Source organism: Enterococcus sp. HMSC076E04 (assembly GCF_001814285.1).
GTDB classification, from domain to species: domain Bacteria; phylum Bacillota; class Bacilli; order Lactobacillales; family Enterococcaceae; genus Enterococcus_B; species Enterococcus_B lactis.
The window spans coordinates 40,304-59,409 of sequence record NZ_KV815613.1 but is presented as its reverse complement, the minus strand read 5'-3'; the positions used below and the strand labels follow the sequence as shown (position 1 = coordinate 59,409).

The following is a 19,106-nucleotide window of genomic DNA, read 5'->3' as shown; positions in this document are numbered from 1 at the left end:
GAATTTATGAAAATTGCTTCTCAAATTTTTGTGATATTTCGGCTTATTGCCGAAGAAGCTACTTCTGGAACGCCGTTTATACGGTAAAAGGAGCTGTGACACGACTTTTGTCACAGCCACCAAACATAACGTCTTTCGTTGCAACAGCAGATGCTTCGGAGAATCAAACAGACTGGAGAAGATGAACGAGTGGCTTTTGAAACCATCGGAGAAAAATTACGGCAAGCACGCCTGAATAAAAAGATATCTTTAGATGAATTACAGCAGATTACAAAAATTCAAAAACGTTATTTGGAAGCAATCGACAATGATGATTTTGATCAATTGCCTGGTAAGTTTTACGTACGGGCGTTTATTAGGCAATATGCTGAAGCTGTAGGAGAAGATGGAGACCATTTAGTCGATGTTTTTGATGGAAAAAGCAAATTGACAGGATCGGTCCCTGAACGTCCGCAGCCTGAAACAGTAAGTACTTCCAGAAAAGCAATACATCAAGAAGAATCGCATCCAAGTCGTTTTTGGACAAGTCTTCCTGTCATTTTATTAGGATTGGTTGCTTTGGCGATCGTCGTTGTCGTAGGCTATATGACTTGGCAAGATCGTCAAGCTGATCCAATAATCGGCGATACAGCTTCTTCGCTCAAAGTAGAAGGATCAGTCGAGGAGTCCTCTTCCTCAGAGAAAAGCACGCAGACCCAAGAGTCTTCTACAGTAGAGTCAACAACAGAATCAAGTGAAGAAAAGAAAATGGCAATAGCTGCAGGAGAGGATTCCGGTAGTGCCATCGCAGTAAATATTACAGATGCTACCAAGCCTGTCACTCTTGAGTTTACCGCTGTCAATCGTGTGTGGATCGGTGTGCTAGTAGACAATGCTTATGTTTATCAAGGCATACTGGCAGCAAATGAAACACAAAGTACCGTGTTACCGGAAACAGCGGCCAATGCGACCATTACGATCGGTGCAGCAAGCAATGCGACGATCAAAGCGAATGGAGAATCCGTACCAGTTAATCCAGGGGAAAACAATCAGAGTCCTAAAAATGTGAACCTGACTCTCCAATACGCAGAGTGATCGTACAAATGAGTTTATTCATCTATTTACTTGTAGGCATAAAAAAGAAGGATCGTGACAAATCTGTGTCGCGGTCCTTCTTCGTTATTTCCAAAAGATCAGATTCAATAAAAATGCTCCGTTGAATAAATTCGTTCGGAAAAGTAAATAATATCGGTGGAAACTTCGCGGATAGTCACGTAGAATAGGGAAGAAAGGAGTCGATAATGTGAATTTACCAAATAAATTAACTGTACTTAGAATTTGTATGATCCCGATTTTCATTTTGGTTGTAGGATTACCGTTAGATTGGGGACAACTTAACGTAGGGGACACCACACTGGCTGTTACGCAGCTAGTAGGCGCAGTTATTTTTGCATTAGCCAGCATCACAGACTGGTTAGACGGAAAAATTGCCCGTGCACGAGGTCTTGTCACTAACTTTGGCAAGTTTGCGGACCCACTGGCAGATAAAATGCTAGTTATGACCGCTTTTATCATGTTGGTTGACCAAGGAAAGGCCCCAGGTTGGGTAGTCGCGATTATTGTCTGCCGCGAATTAGCCGTCACAGGCTTACGTTTACTACTTGTCGAACATGGAGAAGTCATGGCTGCTGCTTGGCCGGGAAAAGTCAAGACGGCTACACAAATGGTTGCTATTATCTTGCTGTTTATCAATAATATCCCATTCAATCTGATCGGTATTCCAGTAGACCAAATCATGCTTTATGCTTGTCTGATCTTTACTATCTATTCAGGTGCGGATTACTTCATCAAAAATAGCGGCGTGTTCAAAGGATCAATGTAGGTATTGTTTTGTGGATGGTCAGATTCGTCGGTTCTTGATAAAGCGAAAATAATTTGATCATATAATGAAAAAAGAACTGGGGAGAGGCTGGTCCATGGATCAGCCTTGCCCTCTTTTTAAATAAAAAAATATATAAGTACAGCGTATACTATATAAGGGAGCGGGAAGTAATGAAAGCAGAAATAATAGCTGTCGGAACAGAACTTTTACTAGGACAAGTCGTGAATACGAATGCCACTTTCTTGTCAGAACAGCTAGCTGATCTAGGTATCGAAGTTTATTATCAGACAGTCGTAGGAGATAATCAGCAGCGTTTAGAAGAGTTGATTGCTCTAGCTGAAACAAGAAGTGAACTCATACTCTTATGTGGCGGATTAGGGCCGACAGAAGATGACCTGACAAAAGAAGCAACTGCGGCTCACCTCGGTAAGTCTCTCATACAAAATACGGAAGGATACAAAAAATTATTGGCATATTTTGAAACAACCCATCGAAAAATGACCAAAAACAATCTGCAACAGTCTCAAATCATCGAAGGCGGGGTTCCTCTACCAAATCGTACAGGGCTTGCTTTAGGGACTTTTTATCAAACAGATACACATGCATATATCCTTCTTCCCGGTCCGCCTAATGAGTTGAAACCAATGTTTGTGGAACAAGTACGTCCATTACTAGAGGAACGTTTTCCTTCTGAAGAAAAACTGATTTCTAAAGTTTTGCGCTTTTATGGGATTGGTGAATCGCGACTGGTCACTGAACTAAAAGATCTGATCGAGACACAGATCAATCCAACGATCGCTCCTTATGCCAAACCAAATGAAGTGACATTGCGTCTAACAGTGAAAACAAAGGATGTTCAGGCAGGAAATCAAGCTCTTTTAGCATTGGAAGAAAAGATTCAAGAACGAGTAGGAGAATATTTTTATGGATATGGCGATGATAATTCGTTAGCAAAAGTCGTAGTGGAACTGCTGAAAGCAAACAAGCAGACTGTAACAGCGGCGGAAAGCTTGACAGCCGGTGCCTTCCAAGCCGCATTGGGCGATATTGCTGGTGTATCTGATGTATTTCCAGGCGGCTTCGTTACCTACTCGCTCCAAACAAAAGCTGGTTTTCTGGAGATTGATCCGGAGCTATTAGCAAAATATGGAACAGTCAGCAAAGAATGTGTGGAGCAGATGGCCATTCAAGCACGTGAGATAGCAAGAACAGATTACAGTGTAGCTTTCACCGGAGTGGCTGGACCGGACACATTAGAAGGTCACCCTGCAGGAACAGTATGGATCGCAATTTCATCTAAAGATGGCGTGGTTTCAGAAAAATATCACTTTGCCAGAGACCGTGCGGCTATCAGATATAATGCGGTTATGCAAGGATTTGATCTTTTGAGAAAACAGCTTTTAAGAAAATGATAAATGCGAATATTTGTTCGGTTTTTTCTTGCTTTTTATTACTAAAAACGATATGATAAGGATAATGAAATGTTGCTCTGATTTGTAAATATAAGGAGGATTATCGTATTGGCAGATGATCGTAAAGCAGCCTTAGATGCTGCACTGAAAAAAATTGAAAAGAGCTATGGTAAAGGCTCTATTATGAAATTGGGCGAAAAAATCGACCAACAAATCTCTACAATTCCAAGTGGCTCTCTTGCGTTAGATGTCGCTTTAGGTGTCGGCGGTTACCCCCGTGGACGTATCATCGAAGTATATGGACCTGAAAGTTCAGGTAAAACAACAGTGGCGCTACACGCTATTGCAGAAGTACAAAAAAATGGCGGAACGGCCGCTTTCATTGATGCTGAGCATGCGTTAGATCCGCAATATGCACAAAAATTAGGCGTGAATATCGATGAACTACTTCTTTCACAGCCTGACACAGGAGAACAAGGTCTGGAGATCGCTGATGCTTTAGTATCAAGTGGGGCTGTAGATATCGTAGTAGTCGATTCAGTTGCTGCTTTAGTTCCACGAGCAGAAATCGACGGCGAAATGGGTGACTCACATGTCGGGTTACAAGCACGTTTGATGTCTCAAGCATTGCGTAAACTCTCTGGTTCGATCAACAAAACAAAAACAACCGCTATTTTCATCAACCAAATCCGTGAAAAAGTAGGCGTGATGTTTGGGAATCCAGAAATCACTCCTGGAGGACGCGCATTGAAATTCTACGCAACGATCCGTTTAGAAGTACGTCGTGCAGAACAATTGAAACAAGGAACAGATATTGTTGGTAACCGTACAAAGATCAAAGTCGTAAAAAACAAAGTAGCACCTCCTTTCAAAATCGCTGAAGTAGATGTCATGTATGGTTTAGGGATCTCACAAGAAGGAGAACTTCTAGACATGGCAGTAGAAAAAGACATCGTTGATAAAAGCGGTGCTTGGTACTCTTATAAAGAAGATCGGATTGGCCAAGGACGAGAAAATGCTAAAATCTATATGGCTAATCATCCTGAAATGATGGCAGAAGTTTCTGCTCTAGTTAGAGCAGCTTATGGCATTGGTGAAGAAGTGGCTGTCCCAGAAGATACAAAAGGCCAAGAAGAATTACCTTTAGAAGAATAATAATAAACAACATAAATAAAAACGGCTGGTCTGAAGAGTAGATACTCTCCTTGACCTGCCGTTTTTTTATTGAATAAAGAACAAAGAAATCTTGAGCTATTTAATCATACGAGTAGCTACATAAAATAAAAAATATCTATTCGACTACAAAAAGTAATTTAGTGAAAAAGTTTCTCAACTTAAAGGTTTACTTATATGAAACTAGTGTCATTTATTCTAAAAACCACCGTTTAATGAATGAACGGAAAGCCGTTTCTTTGTTTATTTAAAGTTGACACTACGGGGTACAAACATTAGAATAAAGTTGTGCATGTTTTTTGTACACATATATGCGAAGATGCATATTGACAAGTTTAGAATAATTTATCATAGAAGCTGTATAGATGATAAAAATGAAAAAGATAGTATGGAGGTGGATTTTATGGTATTCAACATTCTCCTCGCTATCATCGGTTTAATTGTCGGTCTTGGTTTAGGGTTTATGGTCGCAAAGTCACGTCACGAGAAAGAAATAGCTGGTGCACAATCATCAGCTGCTGGGATCATCGATAGTGCAAAGAAAGAAGCAGAAACTCTAAAAAAAGAAGCATTGTTAGAAGCTAAGGAAGAAAATCAGAAATACCGTTCTGAAGTTGAAAGTGAGCTGAGAGAAAGTAAGTTAGAATTAAAATCTCAAGAGAATCGTTTGATTCAACGCGAACAAACGCTGAATCGTAAAGATGACTCGTTAGAAAAACGCGAGAACTCACTTGAAAGTAAAGAAGAAGCACTTAGTTCAAAACAGCAATTAATTGAAGAGCGAGAAAAAGACGTTGAAAAAATGATTGAAGATCAACAAAAAGAACTAGAAAAAATTGCTGGTTTATCAAAAGAGGACGCACGAGATGTCATCATGAAATCGACTGAAGAAGAGCTGAATCATGAGTTAACTCTAATGGTAAAAGAATCTGAACAGCGTGCCAAAGAAGAAGCAGATCGCAAAGCGAAAAACTTATTATCATTAGCGATTCAACGCTGCGCAGCAGATCAAGTTTCAGAAACGACTGTTTCAGTCGTTACCCTTCCGAATGATGAAATGAAAGGTCGTATCATTGGACGAGAAGGTCGTAATATTCGAACGCTTGAGACGCTGACTGGTATCGATTTGATCATCGATGACACACCTGAAGCAGTTGTTCTTTCCGGATTTGATCCAATCCGAAGAGAAATCGCACGAATGACCTTGGAAAAACTGATACAAGATGGACGAATCCATCCAGCACGAATCGAAGAAATGGTCGAGAAATCTCGTAAAGAAATGGATGAACGTATTCGTGAATACGGGGAAGAAGCAGCATTTGAAGTCGGTGCCCATACACTTCATCCAGATCTAATCAAGATCATCGGACGTCTGAGATTCAGAACTAGTTACGGACAAAACGTCTTGAAGCATTCGGTCGAAGTTGCAAAATTAGCTGGTATCTTAGCAGCAGAACTTGGCGAAGATATCCAATTAGCAAAACGTGCCGGATTGCTCCATGATATTGGAAAAGCACTTGACCATGAGATTGAAGGATCTCACGTTGAGATCGGTGCGGAATTAGCTGCCAAGTACAAAGAAAACCCAGTAGTCATCAACGCAATCGCTTCTCACCATGGCGATGTGGAAGCGACTTCTGTTATCTCTGTCCTTGTAGCTGCAGCAGACGCGCTTTCTGCAGCAAGACCTGGTGCGCGAAGTGAATCATTGGAAAACTACATCCGTCGTTTAAGAAGTCTGGAAAATATTTCGAACAGCTTCGCCGGTGTAGAATCAAGTTACGCCGTTCAAGCTGGACGCGAAGTTCGGGTAATGGTCAAACCAGAAGAAATCTCGGATCTGGACGCTGTTCGTTTAGTACGCGATATCCGTAAACGAATCGAAGAAGAGCTGGATTATCCTGGACATATCAAAGTAATCGTTATTCGGGAAACTCGCGCAACTGATTATGCTAAATAAGAGTAAACAAAAAAGAAGAGTCGCGGCAAAAGCCGCAGCTCTTCTTTTTTTGTAAGGCACGAAAAAACATTGCTATCATTATTATTTATTCAACATCTCAAGATCTTTCTCGATCGTCGTATTGATTCCTTTGATGATTGCTGGGATGAATCCTGCTTCTTCTAGGGCAACTACACCGGCAACGGTCGTACCACCAGGAGAAGAAACTTGGTCTACAAGTTCCCATGGATTTTTATCACTTGAAAGGAATTTTTGACAAGAACCCATGATTGCTTTTGCAGCAATTTCAGTTGCTGTTTGTTTGGACAAACCATTTAATACACCAGTCCGTCCCATCGCATCGATCAGCATATAAATGAATGCGGGCGAGCTGCCAGCAAGTCCGATGAATGTACTGAAATCTGCTTCTGCTAAAGGATAGACGCTACCGATTGCTTCAAAAATTATCGTGGCTTGTTGAAGCTGTTCATCCGTAGCAGCTTCATTTTTGCAAATCGCAGAAACGCCTGCTCCTACGCTGACATTGACATTCGGCATCACACGTACGATGGAGGCCTGAGGATCTTCAAGCGCTGTTTCTAAATCTGTTAATGATTTTCCTGAAGCAATAGAAATGAATAAGACCTTCTGGCTGTATTCTTTTAGTTCTTTCAATACTTTTTCAATGATTTTTGGTTTCACGGCTAAAAGAACGATATCTGATTTTGATGCAACTTCCTGGTTGCTTTTGCACGCATGGACGCCAGTTTCAGCAGCGAATGTTTGTGCATTTTCAGAATGACCACTGGAAACGAACACTTCTTCTTTCGAGACTGTTCCTGTTTTCAATAAACCATCAATAATAGCTTGTGCCATATTCCCTGTACCGATAAATCCTACTTTCATGTTATCCTCTCCTTTAGCATTAGGATATCTTTCTTTTTCTATGATCGCAAGCAAAGAACAGGTCTAAAGTGGAAAAATTAAAATAAATAAGATAACATTGGGGTATAACACAAAAGTATACAAGTTAGGAATGGGAAAATGTGAAAAATAAACGATACTTGATGCTGCAATGGATAAAGGAACATAGTCTGATTTTAAAATTGATTTTTTTCGGCTCCGTGTTAGTCTTTGTGGCAAATCAAGTCGCAAATATTGCTAATGGCATGAGTTGGCAAGATATTTGGCAAAGGATGGGACAACAAAGCCATATGACGATCCTGCTCATGATTCTGGCTGGACTGCTGGGTGTCACTCCGATGTTGTTGTATGATTGGGTGACGATCAGAGTCTTAGAAAAACAAGGAAAACCAAAAATGGAAAGAAAAGAGTTTCTTCTTGCTGCGTGGGTAACAAACACGATCAACAATCTCGCCGGTTTTGGTGGTGTGGTAGGAGCAAGTCTTCGGGCTAGTTTTTATGGAAAGCAGACAAATAGGAAAATGGTTTTAGTGACTGTTTCAAAAGTCGCACTATTTATGCTGACTGGTTTGTCTGTATGGTCATTTCTTACATTTATTGATGTCTTTTTTATTCAGTCAGAAAGTATTTTTCGGAGCTATTGGATCTGGCTTTTCGGCGGTAGTTTTTTAGCGCCAGTCATTTTCTTTTTTGCTTACCTAAAGAGAAAGACCTTGTTCTCTGAGTTTTATCCAAAAGGCTTACTTGGTCTGCTACTGGCATCCTTTGGACAATGGACGGGGGCACTTGCAGTATTTCTGACTATCGGCAAGTTGATGAGAATAGATATTTCCATGTTTTCGATCTATCCTATGTTCATGATTGCGACGCTGATAGGAATGTTGACAATGGTCCCAGGTGGAATGGGGACTTTTGATGTTTTGATGATCTTAGGAATGAGTCAATTGTCTGTTCGGCAAGACGTAGCAGTAGTTTGGTTGTTATATTATCGGTTGTTTTATTATGTCCTGCCTTTTTTGACGGGACTTCTATTGTTCATCACACATACAGGAGTCAAAATCAATCGATTTTTAGATAATATACCGCGATTATTTTTCCAAAAGGTTGCGCATATCGTGCTCGTAAGTGCTGTATATTTTGCAGGGATCATGATGGTACTCCTGTCAACGATCACTAATCTGTCTGCAATCAGTCGGCTGTTTCAGGTATTATTGCCGTTCTCGTTCAACTTTTTAGACCAGACATTGAACCTATTAGTGGGCTTTTTATTGCTCGGTCTTGCTCGAGCACTTTCAGTAAAAGTCAAAAAGGCATTTCTGCCTACGATCGCTTTACTAGCTTTTGGTATTTTAAATACGATCACACGTACATTATCTTGGCAATTGTTATTGGTATATGTCTTGATTCTATTGGCTGTGTGGTTATCTAGAAAAGAATTTTATCGAACAAAATTCGTTTATTCTTGGGGAGCTATACTCTTTGATGCTAGCTTGTTCGGTTTCTTGTTTATTGTTTACGCAATTGCAGGTTATCATAGTGGACGCTTTTTAGTTGGACGGATAACAGGTAACCATTTTATTTTGTTTCCTTCAGATGATGTGTGGTTCTCAGGGCTCATTGGTTTGGGCATCTCATTGCTAGCTTTAGTGGCGCTTTATCAATACTTAGCAGAAGATCCTACGACGCTTGGCATTGAGTACGAAAAAGAACGTTTTGACCGTTTATTGGAAACATATGGAGGCACAGCTACAAGCCATCAGCTTCGCTTGCCAGGATACAGTTATTTTTATTACCAAAAAGACGACCAAGACCAAGTCGTTTTTGGCTATCAAATCAAAGGGAACAAATGCTTTGTTTTAGGAGATCCAATTGGTAATCCCAAAATGATGCGGGCAGCAACGAATCAGTTCATGAAACGAGCAGATTGTTTAGGTTATCAGCTTGCTTTTTATAAGATATCAGAAAGCTACGTAGTGATGCTTCACGAATTGGGCTTTCATTTCACGAAAGTAGGTGAAGCAGGAATTGTTGATCTAGCGACAGAAGACTTGTCTCGGCTGAGTCAGCAACTTGAATATCAACGTTTGATGAAAGAAGGATACCATTTCACTTGGTACGACCAACTACCAGAAGAATTACATCAAGCTGTAAATGAAGTTTCACAAAAATGGCTTCACGGGGCACGAGAAAAATACTTTTCTGTGGGACGATTCGATGAATCCTATGTATTGTCTAGTGGCGTCGGTATTGTCCGTAAAGATCAAAAAGTCGTAGGCTTCATCACCGCTCAACCGATGACGAAAGAACAAGCGGGGTATGATTTGCTGCGAATCTTGCCTGAAGAGCCTGAAGAATTAGCGGATTATCTATTAGCTAATTTGTTCATTGTATACGAGAAAATGGGCTATCTGGAAGCAAATCTAGGATTAGCTCCTTTAGCAAATGTTGGAGAAACAGATTTTTCTTTCTTTCAAGAAAAAGTCATGCATATCGTATATAATTATGGTAATTTTTTCTATTCCTTCCAGTCTGCTTATGAAAAGAAATTAAAATATGTCGATCATTGGGAAGGTCGCTACTTTGCATATCGTAAAGGAAGTAATTTCGGATTTGCTACCATGCAGCTGCTCAGTCTGATAGGGAAAGAAAAAGGAAATGTGCCGAGTTTGGCAGAAGAAGTGCTCACAGAATTATAAGAATCACTAGAGTTTATGTGGATTATGAAGAGAAAATTCTATGAAAGCTGTTGAAACGATGACAAAATCAACAGCTAGGCGGACATAAGCTATACTTTTATTTTTCCCTATGATAGAATACTTGCGACTTAGACTTTTCGAATGGGTGAGAGGATGGAATTGATTGAAAAAGCGCCAGCCAAGATAAATTTAGGACTGGATGTATTATATAGACGGCAAGATGGGTATCATGAGTTGGAAATGGTGATGTCGAGCGTAGACTTGGCAGATCATCTATTTTTTGAAGAAATAGCAGAAGACAAAATCATTGTAGAAACAAATAAAGCATTTTTACCGGTAGATGAGCGTAACAATGTTTATCAAGCTGCTTTATTATTAAAAAACAAATACAATATCAAAACCGGTGTCAAGATCTTTGTTAAGAAGAATATTCCAGTAGCCGCTGGATTAGGCGGAGGAAGTACAGACTGTGCAGCTGCTTTAAGAGGGCTCAACCAATTATGGAATCTAGGCTGTTCATTAGAAGAGCTAGCAGAGATTGGTTTGGAAGTTGGTACAGACGTTCCTTACTGTGTATATGGAAGTACGGCTTTTGTCGGAGGTAAAGGGGAAGAAATCCAAGTATTACCTTCTATGCCGCAGTGCTGGGTTGTGTTGGTCAAACCAAGAATGAGCGTTTCCACACGTACAGTGTTTAGGGAAGTAGATACGCAAGCTATCCAACATCAAGATATCCACGGACTTGTTGAAGCCATCCGAGAGCAAGATTATCAGCAGATGATCAAAAAAATGGGAAACAGTTTAGAAGATGTAACGGGAAACCGGCATCCAGTCATCCATCAAATCAAAGAGCGTATGGTCAAGTACGGAGCAGATGCTGCATTGATGAGTGGAAGCGGACCAACCGTTTTTGCCTTGTGCCAACATTATTCAAGAGCGCAGAGAGTATATAATGGGTTAAAGGGTTTTTGTGAAGAAGTTTATTTAGTACGAACCTTGCAATAAAAATAGAAGAAGTAAAACAGGTAAGAAAAGACTGAGGAGTCCTAAAATGGGATTCTTCAGTTTTTTTATTGTAATGAACAGCTTAAACATGAGTGTTAACTCATCCATTTTACGATTTAATCAGAATATCCATGTTTAAATCAGAAATTGATGGATTTCTATTGACGGCGTTTTTTTATTTTGATACATTAATTCACGTTGATAAATCGTAAAATTACGATTTGTTTATTTGAAAGGAGCATATAGATGAAAAAATATCTTTTGACAGCTACGGTAATGATAGGTGCTTTATTGTTTGCAGCATGTGGAAATACGAATAAGGAAGCAGATAAAAAAGAAGACTTGACGATCGTTACGACATTTTATCCGATATATGATTTTACAAAAGAGATCGTAGGGGACGAAGGAAACGTGAAACTTTTGATCCCTGCCGGAACGGAGCCTCATGATTTTGAACCAAGCGCAAAAGAAAGAGCAGAAATTTCCGATGCAGATGTTTTCGTGTATAATAGTTCAGACATGGAATTTTTCGTGGATTCGTTGAAGGATTCAGTGGACAGCAAACAGACCTTGATGATCGAAGCAGCTAAAGGAATTGACCGCTTAGAATCTCAAGAAGCAGACGAACACGAAGAATCAGAAGAAGGACATGATCATGCGCATGAATATGATCCCCATGTTTGGCTCGATCCGGTATTAGCTATAAAAGAAGTCAGAACGATTGCTGGAGAATTAGGCGAAAAATATCCAGATAAAAAGGAAATATTTACGAAGAATGCTGATGCTTATATCAAAAAGCTTGAAGCACTGGATCAAAAATACTCCGAAGAACTCAAAAATGCAACAAACCGCACATTCGTCACTCAGCATGCTGCTTTTGCCTATTTAGCGAATCAATACAACTTAGAACAAGTGGCGATTTCAGGTGTTTCGCCAGATCAGGAACCAACACCAAGCCGCTTAGCTGAACTAAAAGAATTTGTGAAGAAAAACAACATCAAAGTGATTTACTTTGAAGAAAATGCCTCTTCGAAGGTGGCAGAGACATTATCGAATGAAACGGGTGTGAAGTTAGAGGTGTTGAATCCTTTAGAAAGCTTGACCAATGAACAAATCAAAGCAGGCGAAAATTATATTTCTGTCATGGAAAAAAATCTGGAAGCTTTAAAAGAAAGTATCAATTAAGTCTAGAATGGAGGTTATAAGGTGCGTTACATCGAAATATCTGATTTGACCTTTTATTATGATGATGAACCAGTACTAGAAGATGTCTCCTATCATGTAGACGCGGGTGAATTTGTCATTTTGACTGGAGAAAATGGAGCAGCCAAGTCAACCTTGGTGAAAGCATCGTTAGGATTACTGAAACCTTCAAAAGGAACGATAAAGATTGCTGAGAAAAATCAAGAGGGAAAAAAATTAAGTATCGGCTATATTCCCCAACAAGTTGCATCTTTCAATGCAGGTTTTCCAAGTACGGTGATCGAATTAGTCCGATCAGGAAGATACCCAAGAGGCCGCTGGTTCAAGCGTCTCTCTGAAAAAGATCATCAACATGTACAGCGGGCTCTAGAAGCTGTTGGGATGTGGGATATGCGAAACCGGCGGATAGGTGAATTGTCTGGCGGACAAAAGCAGCGGATCAGCTTAGCACGTATTTTTGCTACTGATCCTGACTTATTTGTCCTTGATGAGCCAACAACAGGAATGGATGAAGAGTCTCGAAATGAGTTTTATCGCCTTCTTCGACATAGTGCCCATGTCCATGGGAAATCAGTTCTAATGATCACTCATGATCATGAAGATATCAAACAGTATGCGGACAGACAGATCCGACTGGTGAGAAAGGAGGATTCTCAATGGCGTTGCTTTCATATGAATTCATGAGAAGAGCTTTTCTTGCGGCTATCTTCATAGCGGGGATCGCCCCGATGCTAGGTGTGTTTTTAGTGATCAGAAGACAATCGCTGATGGCTGATACACTTTCTCATGTCTCTTTAGCAGGGGTAGCGTTAGGATTCTTTTTGAACCTTAATCCTACACTTACGACCATGCTAGTCGTTGTGCTAGCAGCTGTGATATTGGAATATCTGCGAACGATCTACCGAACCTATTCGGAAATCTCCATTGCCATTTTAATGGCTGGCGGTTTAGCGCTAGCTTTAGTATTAATGAATCTGAGTGGCGGGAATTCTGCAACAAGCATCCAATCTTATCTGTTTGGTTCGATCGTGACCATTACTTGGGAGCAAGTCATCTTTTTAGGAATCTTATTCGTTGCGATCGGTATATTGTTCTTTTTATTCAAACGTCCGATGTATGTTCTGACTTTTGATGAGGATACCGCCCATGTGGATGGATTACCCGTTCATTTGATGTCAATGATGTTCAATGTGATTACTGGTGTAGCTATTGCTGTGATGATCCCGATTGCCGGTGCACTTTTGATATCCGCAATCATGGTTCTTCCTGCAGCAATCGGTATGCGGTTAGGTAAAAGTTTCAATGTTGTGATTGCTATCAGTGTTTGTGTCGGATTTCTAGGGATGCTGTCAGGATTGACTAGCTCGTTTTATCTAGATACCCCTCCAGGAGCAACAATCACATTAGTCTTTATTGCTTTGTTCCTGATTGTAAATATCATCAAACGAATATTGGTTGCCTTTAGAAGAAAAAATAACTGAATGATAAAGAAAAGAAGCCTGATAAAAACGAAAAATTTTTTATAGGCTTCTTTTTATTTTAATAAATACCGAACTATTTTCTTATTTTTTCATAAAATGCTCGAATTTTTGAAGAAAAACTTATATAATGTAAAACGATAAAATTTCTTAAAAGGAGTTGGAATAGGTGAAAGTACGTCGCAGTGAACGTCTGGTTGACATGACACAGTATTTATTGAATCACCCGCATGAATTGATTTCCTTAACAAGCTTTGCCGAACGTTATGAATCTGCTAAATCTTCCATCAGTGAAGATTTGGGAATCATCAAGAAAACATTTAAAGAACGAGGGTATGGTACCTTGGAAACAATCCCAGGTGCTGCAGGTGGTGTATTGTTCATCCCTGAAATTTCATATGAAGAGGCGAAAAAATATATTGAATCTCTAGCAGAACGTCTATCAGAACAAGATCGTCTGCTTCCAGGAGGATATGTTTATCTCTCTGATTTGTTAGGAGAACCTGAACTGCTGCGTCAAGTTGGGAGAATCATTGCTTCTAAATACCTTGGTGAAAAAATCGATGCTGTAATGACTGTGGCCACAAAAGGCGTACCTATTGCCCAAGCTGTGTCCTATTATCTGAATGCACCATTCGTTATTGTACGCCGAGACTCAAAAATAACAGAAGGATCAACAGTCAGTGTCAACTATGTGTCCGGTTCTTCTGAAAGAATTGAAAAAATGGAATTGTCTAAGAGAAGCTTGAAACGTGGTTCACGTGTCCTTGTAGTGGATGATTTCATGAAAGGCGGCGGAACAGTCAACGGAATGAAGAGCTTGATCGAAGAATTCGAATCAGAACTTGTTGGCATCACTGTATTTGCCGAATCGAAATTCAACGGACATCGCGCTATCGATGATTATACGTCACTGCTTTATGTCAAAGATGTAGATACTCAAACGAAAAATATCACGGTTGTGCCGGGAAATTATTTTTCAGAATAAGAGGTTGTGAAAAAGCCGCTTAGTTTCGAGTATTAAGAAAAATTTTGTGAAAATGGCTTTCCACATTTTTGCATAAATTTGGCTTAATACCGAGAAACTGGCTTTTGAACACCGTTTATCTAGAGGTTGTAAGCCTACCGTTTAACTCTAAGTCACAAGAAACGATTTCAAAAAACAGCTTTTCATGTTTTATGAGTAGTGTGACTTGTGACTGAGGGGTTGGTAGGAGAGCGCCGGTTACCCAATAGATAGGCCCTTTATGGTCTATCTATTTTTTTATCCAAAGAACACCGTGATGAAAGAAAATCACTTGTTTTGTTGAAAAAATGGGTATACTGGGATAAACTGAAATCAGCAAACTATATTTAGGAGTGACGCAGTTGGACGCACGTTATGCAATTATTTTGGCGGCAGGGAAAGGTACCCGCATGAAGTCAAAATTATATAAAGTTTTACATCCCGTCTCTGGTAAACCTATGGTAGAACATATCATCAATCGGGTCAGTGAAACGAAACCAGATGAAGTGATTACCATCGTTGGACACGGAGCAGAACAAGTCAAAGCACAACTAGGAGAACGCAGTAAATATGCGTTACAGGCGGAGCAATTGGGAACAGGACATGCTGTTTTGCAAGCCGCTTCTTTCTTGGAAGGAAAAAAAGGAACGACGTTAGTTATCAGTGGCGATACACCATTATTGACTACTGAAACGCTGAACAATCTTTTTGAATATCACCAAGGAAAAAATGCAAGTGCGACGATCTTGACGGCACAAGCAGAAAACCCAACAGGATATGGTCGGATCATTCGTGACCATATTGGGATCGTAGAAAAAATCGTGGAACAAAAAGACGCAACACCAGAAGAAGCACTTGTACAAGAAATCAATACAGGAACATACTGTTTTGACAACGAAGCTTTGTTCGATGCGTTAAGCAAAGTCGGAACAAACAATGCTCAAGGTGAATACTATCTGACAGATATCATCGAAATCTTAAAAGAAGAAGGCAATACAGTTGCTGCTTATCAAACAGATGATTTCGAAGAATCAATGGGAGTCAATGATCGGATCGCGTTAGCTAAAGCAAATGAGATCATGAGAAAGCGGATCAACCAGATGCATATGGTCAATGGCGTAAGCTTTGTCGATTCAGCAACGACATACATCGATGCAGGCGTAGAGATTGGTCCAGACACATTGATTGAAGCAGGTGTACAAATCCAAGGCAATACAGTCATCGGTTCTGATTGTGTCATCGGGGCACATTCAAAAATCGTAGACAGTAGGATTGAGGATCACGTCGTCATTGAAAACTCAGTCATTGAAAGCAGCCATGTCAAGAAACATGCAGATGTGGGACCTTATGCACATTTACGACCAAAAGCTGAAATTGGCGAAAACGTCCATATCGGAAACTTTGTGGAAGTGAAAAATGCTCAAATCGGCAAAGGAACGAAAGTCGGTCACTTGACGTATGTTGGTGATGCTACGTTGGGAGAAGAGATCAATGTCGGATGTGGTGTTGTCTTTGTCAACTATGATGGAAAGAACAAGCATCATACGACTGTCGGCGACCACAGCTTTATTGGTTCTAGCACGAATATCATCGGACCTGTCGAGGTAGCTAAAAACAGTTCGATTGCTGCCGGGTCAACAATTACAGACGATATTCCAGAATATGCGCTGGCAATTGCGAGAGCAAGACAAGTCAATAAAGAAGGATATGCAAAAAAACTCCCTTATCTAAACTAAGACTTTTGCAAAATCACTTGATTTATTTAAAAAATATGACTACTATTTATTAGGTAGAATTCTAGAGTTGTGAAAAAGAAAGTGGAGGTCCCCATGTCAAAACATTACTTTGACCCAAGATTAAAAATTTTTGCGTTAAATTCCAATCGCCCATTAGCAGAGAAAATTGCAGCAGCAGTCGGTGTCGAGTTAGGAAAATCATCTGTTACTCAATTTAGTGATGGAGAAATTCAAGTAAACATTGAAGAAAGTATTCGTGGATCGCATGTCTATGTGATCCAATCAACGAGCAGCCCAGTCAATGATAACTTGATGGAGTTGCTGATCATGATTGATGCACTGAAACGAGCAAGTGCAAAAACAATCAACGTAGTCATGCCTTATTATGGTTATGCGCGTCAAGATCGTAAAGCACGTGCACGGGAACCAATCACAGCGAAATTAGTAGCAAACATGATCCAAAAAGCCGGTGCAACACGAATGCTGACTTTGGACCTTCATGCAGTCCAAATCCAAGGTTTCTTTGATATTCCCGTCGATCATTTGATGGGTGCGCCACTTATTGCTAATTATTTCTTGGAAAAAGGAATCAAAGGCGATGATGTTGTCGTTGTTTCACCAGACCACGGTGGCGTTACACGAGCACGTAAATTAGCGGAATTCTTGAAATCTCCGATTGCGATCATCGACAAACGCCGTCCAAAAGCAAATGTTGCAGAAGTAATGAACATCATTGGTCAAGTCAAAGGCAAAACTTGTGTACTGATCGACGATATGATCGATACAGCAGGTACGATCACATTGGCTGCCAATGCTTTGAAAGAAGCTGGTGCAACAAGTGTGTATGCTTCATGTACCCATCCAGTATTATCTGGTCCTGCTTTACAAAGAATAGAAGATTCAGCTATCGAGCGACTAGTTGTCACAGACTCGATCTATCTTCCAGAAGATCGTAAAATCGATAAAATCGATGAAGTAAGTGTTGGCGGACTAATGGGAGATGCAATCAAACGTATCCATGAAAACAAACCAGTTAGTCCATTATTTGAAACAAAAAATAAATAATAAATAAACTCACAAAGGGGAGTCCAATTGGGCTGAGATTGAATCTATTTCTAAACCCTTCGTACCTGTTTCGGTTATGCGAGCGTAGGAATTGTGAAAAAACAGCTGTTTGAAAATTTTCGAAAGCTGCTTCCTCCTTTGTGACTTTTTTATTCAAAGGAGGAAGTTTTTTTATGGGAAAAAATAGAGTTTGGGTAGAAGGAACGATTGTTGCAGCGTTAGCGATGGTGCTGTCATTGATACCAATCCAGATCGGCAGCAGTTTTTCTATTTCATTAGGGCAGATTCCGTTGACGCTTTTTGCGTTAAGAAGAGGGGCAAAGGCAGGGATGCTAGCAGGTTTCATTTGGGGGATCTTACACTTTCCGTTGGGACAAGTTTATTATTTAAGTGTCGTTCAAGTGTTGATTGAGTATCCGATTGCTTATACTTTTGCAGGTGCAGCAGGGCTCATGGCTTCAAATGTCCAAAAAAGCTATGCAGATGGAAATACGAAACAAATCAGAAAAAACATAGTGTTTGGTGCATTGATTGGCGCACTTTCCAGATATTTTTGGCATTTTATTGCGGGAGTTGTTTTCTGGGGAGCCTATGCACTATGGGGGATGAATCCTTGGCTCTTTTCTTTCGTAATGAATGGTGCTAGCGGGTTGAGCACAGCGATTGTGACGATGATCGTTTTATTAGGGATCCAACAAACGATTCCATCGCTTTTTGTGCCAGATAAACGACAGAATCTTTAAATAAAAAAGGAAACAAAAAACTTGAGACAGAATCATGTCCTAAGTTCCTTGTTTCCTTTTTGTTTTTCGGTAAGAAATAGATTCACTTCAATGGCAGATAAGAAAGACCGGCATCTTCTACCAATTGCCAGCGTCGATCGTTGCCAGAGTAGATTAAAGTAGCGACGACTTCTTCTTCCCGATACCGAGTACCTTTCAATTTCCAAATATAGTCCTCAATCACATAAATAGGAATACGGTATTCGTCATCGATCAAACCAACTTGATCAAAAGAAAAAATGATCCCTTCCTGCATTAAATTACGCATTTCTTTCAATAATTCCACACTGATTTTTTCAACAGGAGTTTCCTTTTTAAAAAAGGATTTTTTTACATTGATCTTATCTGACAGGATAGAACTTAATTTACTAGCAAAAATCCTGTAAAATTCATCTAAATAGCGATAATAAATTCGGTTCAATTGATCGTTCAGATCGAAGTACACGAAATTATTTTGTAGCTTATAAAAAAATGGTGAGTGGAGGTGTGTTTTCATATGGCCAAAATATAACAATTCTGAAATTTCTAAAGGTGTCAATTCTTTCAGCATCGTTAAATCAGTAAAGTCGATCCATTTCAATTCATCGAATCCACGCCTGTTTCGAGAAGAGGAAAAGAAACGCTGGATATTTTCTGTACCACGGATTACTTTCAGTCCTGTATGAGATTCGTATTCTCCAGCAGAAGCAGATGGATCAAGCAAGAGCAAGTTTTGAGGAAAATGCACGATACTGTTTGCAAAATCAGTAGCAGTCAGTCCTTTTGTTAAAACAGCATTACTTGTGGTATCAATATGTACATAAACTGACTCAGTCATCATGTTCCT

The 19,106-nt window shown here is 39.9% G+C and carries 16 protein-coding genes and 1 riboswitch; of the genes, 14 read left to right on the top strand and 2 right to left on the bottom strand.

The features are described 5' to 3' along the window. The first annotated feature begins 150 nt into the window (after window positions 1-150). From HMPREF2961_RS09495 to rny, 5 genes are all read left to right on the top strand, one after another. Window positions 151-1,074: a RodZ domain-containing protein gene (locus tag HMPREF2961_RS09495; RefSeq protein ID WP_156272022.1), complete on the top strand. Its 924-nt coding sequence runs from the start codon at window positions 151-153 to the stop codon at window positions 1,072-1,074. A 208-nt stretch (window positions 1,075-1,282) separates the two neighbouring features. Then, window positions 1,283-1,861: a CDP-diacylglycerol--glycerol-3-phosphate 3-phosphatidyltransferase gene (gene pgsA / locus HMPREF2961_RS09490; protein WP_002293081.1), complete on the top strand. Its 579-nt coding sequence runs from the start codon at window positions 1,283-1,285 to the stop codon at window positions 1,859-1,861. Between the two features lie 170 nt (window positions 1,862-2,031). Continuing rightward, entirely contained in the window at window positions 2,032-3,273 is a 1,242-nt protein-coding gene (locus HMPREF2961_RS09485) for a competence/damage-inducible protein A (protein WP_002315881.1), read from the top strand. A gap of 108 nt (window positions 3,274-3,381) precedes the next feature. Further along, window positions 3,382-4,428 carry a recombinase RecA gene (gene recA / locus HMPREF2961_RS09480; RefSeq protein ID WP_070704644.1) on the top strand — a complete coding sequence of 349 codons (1,047 nt, stop codon included), beginning with the start codon at window positions 3,382-3,384 and terminating at the stop codon, window positions 4,426-4,428. A gap of 421 nt (window positions 4,429-4,849) precedes the next feature. Further along, window positions 4,850-6,406 carry a ribonuclease Y gene (gene rny, locus HMPREF2961_RS09475; RefSeq protein WP_002287336.1) on the top strand — a complete coding sequence of 519 codons (1,557 nt, stop codon included), beginning with the start codon at window positions 4,850-4,852 and terminating at the stop codon, window positions 6,404-6,406. 81 nt (window positions 6,407-6,487) lie between these two features. Here rny and proC read toward each other — a convergent pair whose 3' ends face one another. Next, on the bottom strand, window positions 6,488-7,291 hold the full coding sequence (gene proC, locus HMPREF2961_RS09470) for a pyrroline-5-carboxylate reductase (protein WP_002315882.1): 804 nt from the start codon (window positions 7,289-7,291) through the stop codon (window positions 6,488-6,490). 140 nt (window positions 7,292-7,431) lie between these two features. On the opposite strand from proC, the gene mprF reads away from it, so the two are divergent. The 9 genes from mprF to thiT all read left to right on the top strand — a co-directional run bounded on the left by mprF (window position 7,432) and on the right by thiT (window position 18,241). Beyond that, window positions 7,432-10,005, top strand: coding sequence for a bifunctional lysylphosphatidylglycerol flippase/synthetase MprF (gene mprF / locus HMPREF2961_RS09465; protein ID WP_002315883.1), 2,574 nt, complete (start codon window positions 7,432-7,434; stop codon window positions 10,003-10,005). Window positions 10,006-10,158: 153 nt separating this feature from the next. Then, window positions 10,159-11,010 (top strand): 4-(cytidine 5'-diphospho)-2-C-methyl-D-erythritol kinase, encoded by an 852-nt coding sequence (gene ispE / locus HMPREF2961_RS09460; protein ID WP_002315884.1) that lies wholly within the window; start codon window positions 10,159-10,161, stop codon window positions 11,008-11,010. 246 nt (window positions 11,011-11,256) lie between these two features. Then, window positions 11,257-12,195: a metal ABC transporter substrate-binding protein gene (locus HMPREF2961_RS09455; RefSeq protein ID WP_002293072.1), complete on the top strand. Its 939-nt coding sequence runs from the start codon at window positions 11,257-11,259 to the stop codon at window positions 12,193-12,195. Window positions 12,196-12,216: 21 nt separating this feature from the next. Next, complete coding sequence (locus HMPREF2961_RS09450; RefSeq protein WP_002315885.1) at window positions 12,217-12,897, top strand: metal ABC transporter ATP-binding protein; 681 nt, start codon at window positions 12,217-12,219, stop codon at window positions 12,895-12,897. Continuing rightward, window positions 12,870-13,694, top strand: a complete 825-nt coding sequence (locus HMPREF2961_RS09445; RefSeq protein WP_002287344.1) for a metal ABC transporter permease — start codon at window positions 12,870-12,872, stop codon at window positions 13,692-13,694. The genes HMPREF2961_RS09450 and HMPREF2961_RS09445 overlap by 28 nt, the downstream gene beginning before the upstream one ends. 166 nt (window positions 13,695-13,860) lie before the next feature. Then, window positions 13,861-14,679, top strand: coding sequence for a pur operon repressor (gene purR, locus HMPREF2961_RS09440; RefSeq protein ID WP_002287345.1), 819 nt, complete (start codon window positions 13,861-13,863; stop codon window positions 14,677-14,679). A gap of 380 nt (window positions 14,680-15,059) precedes the next feature. Further along, window positions 15,060-16,433, top strand: a complete 1,374-nt coding sequence (glmU, locus tag HMPREF2961_RS09435; protein ID WP_002315886.1) for a bifunctional UDP-N-acetylglucosamine diphosphorylase/glucosamine-1-phosphate N-acetyltransferase GlmU — start codon at window positions 15,060-15,062, stop codon at window positions 16,431-16,433. 93 nt (window positions 16,434-16,526) lie between these two features. After that, window positions 16,527-17,498, top strand: coding sequence for a ribose-phosphate diphosphokinase (locus HMPREF2961_RS09430; RefSeq protein ID WP_002287347.1), 972 nt, complete (start codon window positions 16,527-16,529; stop codon window positions 17,496-17,498). Window positions 17,499-17,503: 5 nt separating this feature from the next. After that, window positions 17,504-17,606, top strand: a riboswitch (TPP riboswitch). Window positions 17,607-17,671: 65 nt separating this feature from the next. Then, complete coding sequence (thiT, locus tag HMPREF2961_RS09425; protein WP_002315887.1) at window positions 17,672-18,241, top strand: energy-coupled thiamine transporter ThiT; 570 nt, start codon at window positions 17,672-17,674, stop codon at window positions 18,239-18,241. A gap of 82 nt (window positions 18,242-18,323) precedes the next feature. On the opposite strand, the gene HMPREF2961_RS09420 is transcribed toward thiT, so the two are convergent. Beyond that, window positions 18,324-19,097 (bottom strand): hypothetical protein, encoded by a 774-nt coding sequence (locus HMPREF2961_RS09420; RefSeq protein WP_025477350.1) that lies wholly within the window; start codon window positions 19,095-19,097, stop codon window positions 18,324-18,326. Between the last annotated feature and the right edge of the window lie 9 nt (window positions 19,098-19,106).

Excerpts from the sequence above, each read along its gene's own strand:
- HMPREF2961_RS09495 (WP_156272022.1), top strand. The coding sequence starts at position 151 with ATGCTTCGGAGAATCAAACAGACTGGAGAAGATGAACGAGTGGCTTTT.
- HMPREF2961_RS09485 (WP_002315881.1), top strand. The coding sequence starts at position 2,032 with ATGAAAGCAGAAATAATAGCTGTCGGAACAGAACTTTTACTAGGACAA.
- rny (WP_002287336.1), top strand. The coding sequence starts at position 4,850 with ATGGTATTCAACATTCTCCTCGCTATCATCGGTTTAATTGTCGGTCTT.
- proC (WP_002315882.1), bottom strand. The coding sequence starts at position 7,291 with ATGAAAGTAGGATTTATCGGTACAGGGAATATGGCACAAGCTATTATT.
- ispE (WP_002315884.1), top strand. The coding sequence starts at position 10,159 with ATGGAATTGATTGAAAAAGCGCCAGCCAAGATAAATTTAGGACTGGAT.
- HMPREF2961_RS09455 (WP_002293072.1), top strand. The coding sequence starts at position 11,257 with ATGAAAAAATATCTTTTGACAGCTACGGTAATGATAGGTGCTTTATTG.
- HMPREF2961_RS09445 (WP_002287344.1), top strand. The coding sequence starts at position 12,870 with ATGGCGTTGCTTTCATATGAATTCATGAGAAGAGCTTTTCTTGCGGCT.
- HMPREF2961_RS09430 (WP_002287347.1), top strand. The coding sequence starts at position 16,527 with ATGTCAAAACATTACTTTGACCCAAGATTAAAAATTTTTGCGTTAAAT.
- thiT (WP_002315887.1), top strand. The coding sequence starts at position 17,672 with ATGGGAAAAAATAGAGTTTGGGTAGAAGGAACGATTGTTGCAGCGTTA.
- HMPREF2961_RS09420 (WP_025477350.1), bottom strand. The coding sequence starts at position 19,097 with ATGACTGAGTCAGTTTATGTACATATTGATACCACAAGTAATGCTGTT.